Origin of the sequence: Streptococcus sp. 1032 (assembly GCF_013277015.1) — a bacterium.
Taxonomy (GTDB): Bacteria; Bacillota; Bacilli; order Lactobacillales; family Streptococcaceae; genus Streptococcus.
In genome coordinates this window covers 106,387-113,388 of sequence record NZ_VMMD01000012.1, presented here as the reverse complement: position 1 = coordinate 113,388, position 7,002 = coordinate 106,387, and the positions used below count along the sequence as shown (strand labels likewise).

Below are 7,002 nucleotides of genomic sequence, written 5' to 3'. Positions count from 1 at the left end.
TATCGCGTTCGGAGTTTTTTTGGTATAACCTTCGACGCGCACCCGCATAGCGGGTGGTTTTTTGTCTCACACCTAACGGAGCGAGACGGACTAATAGTCACATAATAAAATAATCCCATCTAGCATGAGCTGGATGGGATTATGAGAAATTATGGGAGTAATCTCCTAAATCAACTGTTTTTGATTTACTTCTTTAACTACTTGATAAAAGTTATAGAAGTAGACCAAACTTGAGATGATGGTTACGACTAGGAATATTGGAAATTTCCATTGGATGGAGTTTCTTGATGGTCTTGATTTAAGACTGAAAAATCGTATAGTGTAGTCATTGATTGCTTTTCTCCTTCTGTTTGGTATTTTTAGGAGTCTTCTCCTCTTGTAGTGATAGAAATCCGTAGGTCAGGGTTCCAAAAATGCTGCCGATAATCAGGCCATACATCAGGAAAGGAACACTTTTGTCGAATTGCGTGAGTAACTTCACAAAATCTGAAAAGGACATCTGCTGAACGAAGACCTTATGAAAGAGGAGTAGGGTAAAGAGGACAATCTGAAGACCGATAAACACAACCCAGCTTCGAAATTTGATTTGGCCTTTGCTGTAGGTTTTGAGGATGATTTCTGACTTGTCATCTTTTTCCAGATGGAGTTCTTTGACGGCTCTTTGAGTTTTTAAAGTAATGAAAAAAATGAGTCCAGAGTAAACGTAGGGCATGGCATAGCGAACGGCCTCTATGAAGCGTCCAAATAACAGATAAAACAAGAAGAGGAAGAAGGAAGAATAAACGATTTGGACCATGGAACGGGCACAGGCTTTGTAGATAATTTCTTGCCGGCATTCATCAAAAGGGCCTTGGATATGAAAGAGATTTCGAAGTAGGCGAGTGGTTAAGTCATCTTTTTTCATACTAGTAACCTCCTAAATGAGCAGTTTTACTGATTTTCTTTTACGAATTGATAGAGATAATAAAGATAAGTGATAGAAGAAAGGATAGCGATAGTGAACAGTAAATAATATTTCCAACCGCTTGAGGCGAGCATCAGTTGTGGAAAAGATAGAATTATAAAGTATAGTGCTAAGTTAAGTGTGCGCGTTTTTGGGGAGTTAATCTTTAGATAAGTTAGTACTTTATTAAGTGCTGGAAAAAAGACTAGCACGAGGAATATCTCTCTGATTGGTAAGTCCCCTGAAATGATGATGAAGATGAGCAGAGAACTGAACAAAAGATGATAGGTCAGTAAAGTTAGTAATGATTTCATAAGGCACCTCCTAATCCTGGTCTTTTTTAGCTCTTGCAATACGAAGTGAGTCGACAATATGTATCATCACTCCGAAAAAGAAAGCTCCCAGTATAGTTTTAAAAATATGTTTTGTATTTAGAAGAGAACTGATAAAATTTGGATTTTCACTTGTTAGTGGAATTATAAAAAATATCACTGTTCCATAAATCGAACCTGCTTTCAGACCAGGATAACGTGACTGTTTCTTTTCTTTTTTCATGAGTTTTCTCCTAATCATTATCCTGATCTTTCTTGGCTTTTGCAATGCGACGGGAGATGATAATTTGTATAATCACTCCGAAGAAGAAAGACTGGAGAATACTTGAAAAAATATTTTCAAAAGCGAGAAGTGACTGAAGATAATCCTGACTCTCACCTAGCAGTATATGGAGAAGAGGGGTTGAAAAAAAACTCATTAATCCATAGAGTAGACCTGCTTTCATACCAGGGTAGTGTAGTTGCTTACTTTCTTTCTCGCTCAGCATATCTGGATCAATAGCTGTAATCCCTGTTTTTTTGGTTTGGGAGAGCACATAGAGAGCAGAAATCATCGAAATGCCGAATACCACAAGAGGATAGCCGATAGCGACAATTTGTGGGTATTTATAAGCGAGGACGACGGGGATGAGATTTCCAAATGTCATCAGATAAAAGAGGATGATAAAGACTTGATTACCAATACGATCAGCCTCGCGTCGTTTGTGTTCGTCAAGTGGTCCTGAAATGCCATAAATGCGTTTGATCAGTTTTTCCGTGAAGGTTTCTTTTTTCATAAGTTTGCTCCTTTTTTAAAAATTATCCTCCCAAAAGAGACTGTTGAGGTCAGTTTGGAGGCTGCGGGCGAGATTGAGACAGAGTTCCAGGGTTGGATTGTACTTGTCGTTCTCAATCATATTGATGGTCTGTCTCGAGACACCGATATCCTTGGCGAGTTCGAGCTGGGAAATACCCAATTCCTTGCGAAATTCTTTCACACGATTCATCTGGTCTCCTTTCTGATTTGTGTCGTATATATTTGACTATATTATATTCTTTTAAACATAAAGTGTCAAGTATTTTTGACATATTTTTTGAAGAAATAGTAGTCCTCTTGTATGATTTGTCTGACTAGTGCAAGCTTGTCGGATTTGTGGTAAAATAGATAAGATATGACAAAAGAATTTCATCATGTAACGGTCTTACTCCACGAAACGATTGATATGCTTGACGTAAAGCCCGACGGTATCTACGTTGATGCGACTTTGGGTGGAGCAGGCCATAGCGAGTATTTATTAAGTAAATTAAGTGAAAAAGGTCATCTCTATGCCTTTGACCAGGACCAGAATGCCATTGACAATGCGCAAAAACGCTTGGCACCTTACATTGAAAAGGGAATGGTGACCTTTATCAAGGATAATTTCCGTCATTTACAGGCACGTTTGCGCGAAGCTGGTGTTCAGGAAATTGATGGAATTTGTTATGACTTGGGAGTGTCTAGTCCTCAATTGGACCAGCGTGAGCGTGGTTTTTCTTATAAAAAGGATGCGCCACTGGACATGCGCATGAATCAGGATGCTAGTCTGACAGCCTATGAAGTGGTTAACAGTTATGACTATCATGACTTGGTTCGTATTTTCTTCAAGTATGGAGAGGACAAATTCTCTAAACAGATTGCGCGTAAGATTGAACAAACTCGGGAAGTCAAGCCAATCGAGACAACGACTGAGCTGGCAGAAATTATCAAGTCGGCCAAACCTGCCAAGGAGCTCAAGAAGAAGGGCCATCCTGCCAAGCAGATTTTCCAGGCTATTCGAATTGAAGTCAATGATGAACTGGGAGCGGCAGATGAGTCCGTCCAGCAGGCTATGGATATGTTGGCTCTGGATGGTAGAATTTCAGTGATTACCTTTCATTCCTTAGAAGACCGCTTGACCAAGCAATTGTTCAAGGAAGCTTCAACGGTTGAAGTTCCCAAAGGTTTGCCCTTCATCCCAGATGATCTCAAGCCTAAGATGGAATTGGTGTCCCGTAAGCCAATCTTGCCAAGTGCAGAAGAATTAGAAGCCAATAACCGCTCGCACTCAGCCAAGTTGCGCGTGGCCAGAAAAATTCACAAGTAAGAGGAAAAAAGATGGCAGAAAGAATGGAAAAAACAGGTCAAATACTACAGATGCAACTTAAACGGTTTTCGCGTGTGGAAAAAGCTTTTTACTTTTCCATTGCTGTAACCACTCTTATTGTAGCCATTAGTATTATTTTTATGCAGACCAAGCTCTTGCAAGTGCAGAATGATTTGACAAAAATCAATGCGCAGATAGAGGAAAAGAAGACCGAATTGGACGATGCCAAGCAAGAGGTCAATGAACTATTACGTGCAGAACGTTTGAAAGAGATTGCCAATTCACACGATTTGCAATTAAACAATGAAAATATTCGAATAGCGGAGTAAGATATGAAGTGGACAAAAAGAGTAATCCGTTATGCGACGAAAAATCGGAAATCGCCGGCTGAAAACAGACGCAGAGTTGGAAAAAGTCTGAGTTTATTATCTGTCTTTGTTTTTGCCGTTTTTTTAGTCAATTTTGCGGTCATTATTGGGACGGGCACTCGCTTTGGAACAGATTTAGCGAAGGAAGCTAAGAAGGTTCATCAAACCACCCGTACAGTTCCTGCCAAACGTGGGACTATTTATGACCGAAATGGAGTCCCAATTGCTGAGGATGCAACCTCCTATAATGTCTATGCGGTTATTGATGAGAACTATAAGTCAGCAACGGGTAAGATTCTTTACGTAGAAAAAACACAATTTAACAAAGTTGCAGAGGTCTTTCATAAGTATCTGGACATGGAAGAATCCTATGTAAGAGAGCAACTCTCGCAACCTAATCTCAAGCAAGTTTCCTTTGGTTCGAAGGGCAATGGAATTACCTATGCCAATATGATGTCTATCAAAAAAGAGTTGGAAACTGCAGAGGTCAAGGGGATTGATTTTACAACCAGTCCTAATCGTAGTTACCCAAACGGACAATTTGCTTCTAGTTTTATCGGTCTAGCTCAGCTCCATGAAAATGAAGATGGCAGCAAGAGCTTGCTGGGAACTTCTGGAATGGAGAGTTCCTTGAACAGTATTCTTGCAGGGACAGACGGCATTATTACCTATGAAAAGGATCGTCTGGGCAATATTGTACCCGGAACAGAACTGGTATCGCAACAAACTGTGGATGGCAAGGATGTTTATACAACATTGTCTAGTCCGCTACAATCTTTCATGGAAACTCAGATGGATGCCTTTCTAGAAAAAGTAAAAGGTAAGTATATGACCGCGACCTTGGTCAGTGCAAAGACCGGTGAAATTCTCGCTACCACCCAACGACCTACCTTTAATGCGGATACTAAAGAAGGAATCACTGAGGACTTTGTTTGGCGTGATATTCTTTATCAAAGTAACTATGAACCAGGATCAACCATGAAGGTTATGACGTTAGCTTCTTCTATTGATAATAATACCTTCCCAAGTGGAGAATACTTCAATAGCAGTGAATTAAAAATAGCGGATGTGACGATTCGAGATTGGGATGTTAATGATGGTTTGACTACTGGTAGGATGATGACTTTCTTACAAGGTTTCGCTCTCTCCAGTAATGTTGGAATGAGTCTTCTTGAACAAAAAATGGGAGATACTACTTGGTTGGATTATCTAAACCGCTTTAAATTTGGGGTTCCAACTCGTTTTGGTTTGACAGATGAATATGCAGGCCAACTTCCAGCTGACAATATTGTTAATATTGCTCAGAGTTCATTTGGACAAGGGATTTCAGTAACTCAGACGCAAATGATTCGTGCCTTTACAGCCATTGCCAATGATGGCGTCATGCTAGAGCCTAAATTTATTAGTGCCATTTATGATCCAAATGATCAAACTGCTCGGAAATCTCAAAAAGAAATTGTGGGAAATCCTGTTTCTAAAGATGCAGCTAGTCTAACTCGGACTAATATGATTTTGGTAGGGACAGATCCGGTTTATGGAACCATGTATAACCACAGCACAGGTAAGCCAACTGTAACTGTTCCTGGGCAAAATGTAGCCCTCAAGTCTGGTACGGCTCAGATTGCTGACGAGAAAAATGGTGGTTATCTAGTCGGGTTAACCAACTATATTTTCTCGGCTGTATCGATGAATCCGGCTGAAAATCCTGATTTTATCTTGTATGTGACGGTCCAACAACCTGAACATTATTCAGGTATTCAGTTGGGAGAATTTGCCAATCCTATCTTGGAGCGGGCTTCAGCTATGAAAGACTCTCTCAATCTTCAAACAACAGCTAAAGCTTTGGAGCAAGTAAGTCAACAAAGTCCTTATCCTATGCCTAGTGTCAAGGATATTTCACCTGGTGATTTAGCAGAAGAATTGCGTCGCAATCTTGTACAACCTATCGTTGTGGGAACAGGAACGAAGATTAAAAACAGTTCTGCTGAAGAAGGGAAGAATCTTGCCCCGAACCAGCAAGTCCTGATCTTATCTGATAAAGCAGAGGAAGTGCCAGACATGTATGGTTGGACAAAAGCGACTGCTGAGACCTTTGCTAAGTGGCTCAATATAGAACTTGAATTTGAAGGTTCGGGCTCTACTGTGCAGAAGCAAGATGTTCGTGCTAACACAGCTATCAAGGACATTAAAAAAATTACATTAACTTTAGGAGACTAATATGTTTATTTCCATCAGTGCTGGAATTGTGACATTTTTACTAACTGTAGTAGGAATTCCGGCCTTTATCCAATTTTATAGAAAGGCGCAAATTACAGGCCAGCAGATGCATGAGGATGTCAAACAGCATCAGGCAAAAGCTGGGACGCCAACTATGGGGGGACTTGTTTTCCTCATTGCTGCAGTTGTGGTAAGTTTCCTTGTTGCTCTTTTTTCAAAACAATTGACCAATAATGTGGGAATGATTTTGTTTATCTTGGTCTTGTATGGCTTGGTCGGATTTTTAGATGACTTTCTCAAGGTCTTCCGTAAGATCAATGAGGGGCTAAATCCCAAGCAAAAATTAGCTCTTCAGCTTCTAGGTGGAGTTATCTTCTATCTTTTCTATGAGCGTGGGGGCGATATCCTGTCTGTATTTGCTTATCCAGTTCATTTGGGATTTTTCTATATTTTCTTCGCTCTTTTCTGGCTAGTCGGTTTTTCAAATGCAGTCAACTTGACAGACGGAATTGACGGTCTGGCTAGTATTTCAGTGGTGATTAGTTTGTCAGCTTATGGAGTTATTGCCTATGTGCAAGGTCAGATGGATATTCTTCTGGTGATTCTCGCTATGATTGGTGGTTTACTTGGTTTCTTCGTCTTTAACCATAAGCCTGCCAAGGTCTTTATGGGTGATGTAGGAAGTTTGGCTCTCGGTGGAATGCTGGCAGCTATCTCTATGGCCCTCCACCAAGAATGGACTCTCTTGATTATCGGAATTGTGTATGTCTTTGAAACAACTTCGGTCATGATGCAAGTCAGTTATTTCAAACTGACAGGTGGTAAACGTATTTTCCGTATGACGCCTGTGCATCACCATTTTGAGCTTGGAGGATTGTCTGGTAAAGGAAATCCTTGGAGCGAGTGGAAGGTTGACTTCTTCTTTTGGGGAGTGGGGCTTCTAGCAAGTCTCCTGACCCTAGCAATTTTATATTTGATGTAAGAATGGCACCCTGATGTTTCAGGGTGTTTTTGCTTTTTAAAAAATATTAGTCAATTAA

The 7,002-nt window shown here is 40.3% G+C and carries 9 protein-coding genes; 4 read left to right on the top strand and 5 right to left on the bottom strand.

Translation table 11 applies throughout. The annotated features are described in order from the left end of the window. Nucleotides 1–325: 325 nt before the first annotated feature. From HT711_RS03470 to HT711_RS03455, 5 genes are read right to left on the bottom strand one after another with little or no spacing between them, the layout of a single operon-like run. Nucleotides 326–904 carry a DUF3278 domain-containing protein gene (locus tag HT711_RS03470; RefSeq protein ID WP_050971690.1) on the bottom strand — a complete coding sequence of 193 codons (579 nt, stop codon included), beginning with the start codon at nt 902–904 and terminating at the stop codon, nt 326–328. Between the two features lie 26 nt (nt 905–930). Beyond that, on the bottom strand, nt 931–1,257 hold the full coding sequence (locus HT711_RS11220; RefSeq protein ID WP_000838779.1) for a hypothetical protein: 327 nt from the start codon (nt 1,255–1,257) through the stop codon (nt 931–933). A 10-nt stretch (nt 1,258–1,267) separates the two neighbouring features. After that, a complete protein-coding gene (locus HT711_RS03465; protein ID WP_050216135.1) occupies nt 1,268–1,498 on the bottom strand; it encodes a hypothetical protein in 231 nt (76 codons plus the stop codon). A 10-nt stretch (nt 1,499–1,508) separates the two neighbouring features. Next, complete coding sequence (locus HT711_RS03460; protein ID WP_173233428.1) at nt 1,509–2,051, bottom strand: DUF3278 domain-containing protein; 543 nt, start codon at nt 2,049–2,051, stop codon at nt 1,509–1,511. Between the two features lie 15 nt (nt 2,052–2,066). Next, nucleotides 2,067–2,261, bottom strand: coding sequence for a helix-turn-helix transcriptional regulator (locus tag HT711_RS03455; RefSeq protein WP_001082471.1), 195 nt, complete (start codon nt 2,259–2,261; stop codon nt 2,067–2,069). 165 nt (nt 2,262–2,426) lie between these two features. Between HT711_RS03455 and rsmH the strand changes: the two genes are divergently transcribed. Genes rsmH through mraY form a run of 4 tightly spaced genes read left to right on the top strand, consistent with a single transcriptional unit; the run spans nt 2,427 to nt 6,944 of the window. Then, the gene (gene rsmH / locus HT711_RS03450; protein ID WP_050105838.1) at nt 2,427–3,377 is read left to right on the top strand and encodes a 16S rRNA (cytosine(1402)-N(4))-methyltransferase RsmH; all 951 of its coding nucleotides are present in this window, start codon (nt 2,427–2,429) and stop codon (nt 3,375–3,377) included. Nucleotides 3,378–3,388: 11 nt separating this feature from the next. Continuing rightward, complete coding sequence (ftsL, locus tag HT711_RS03445) at nt 3,389–3,706, top strand: cell division protein FtsL (protein ID WP_000840840.1); 318 nt, start codon at nt 3,389–3,391, stop codon at nt 3,704–3,706. A 3-nt stretch (nt 3,707–3,709) separates the two neighbouring features. Further along, entirely contained in the window at nt 3,710–5,962 is a 2,253-nt protein-coding gene (pbp2X, locus tag HT711_RS03440; protein WP_173249740.1) for a penicillin-binding protein 2X, read from the top strand. Nucleotide 5,963: 1 nt separating this feature from the next. Continuing rightward, nucleotides 5,964–6,944, top strand: coding sequence for a phospho-N-acetylmuramoyl-pentapeptide-transferase (gene mraY / locus HT711_RS03435; RefSeq protein ID WP_173249739.1), 981 nt, complete (start codon nt 5,964–5,966; stop codon nt 6,942–6,944). The last annotated feature ends 58 nt before the right edge of the window (nt 6,945–7,002 follow it).

Coding starts and splice junctions, on each gene's coding strand:
- mraY (WP_173249739.1), top strand. CDS start 5,964: ATGTTTATTTCCATCAGTGCTGGAATTGTGACATTTTTACTAACTGTA.
- pbp2X (WP_173249740.1), top strand. CDS start 3,710: ATGAAGTGGACAAAAAGAGTAATCCGTTATGCGACGAAAAATCGGAAA.
- HT711_RS11220 (WP_000838779.1), bottom strand. CDS start 1,257: ATGAAATCATTACTAACTTTACTGACCTATCATCTTTTGTTCAGTTCT.
- rsmH (WP_050105838.1), top strand. CDS start 2,427: ATGACAAAAGAATTTCATCATGTAACGGTCTTACTCCACGAAACGATT.
- ftsL (WP_000840840.1), top strand. CDS start 3,389: ATGGCAGAAAGAATGGAAAAAACAGGTCAAATACTACAGATGCAACTT.
- HT711_RS03460 (WP_173233428.1), bottom strand. CDS start 2,051: ATGAAAAAAGAAACCTTCACGGAAAAACTGATCAAACGCATTTATGGC.
- HT711_RS03465 (WP_050216135.1), bottom strand. CDS start 1,498: ATGAAAAAAGAAAAGAAACAGTCACGTTATCCTGGTCTGAAAGCAGGT.
- HT711_RS03470 (WP_050971690.1), bottom strand. CDS start 904: ATGAAAAAAGATGACTTAACCACTCGCCTACTTCGAAATCTCTTTCAT.
- HT711_RS03455 (WP_001082471.1), bottom strand. CDS start 2,261: ATGAATCGTGTGAAAGAATTTCGCAAGGAATTGGGTATTTCCCAGCTC.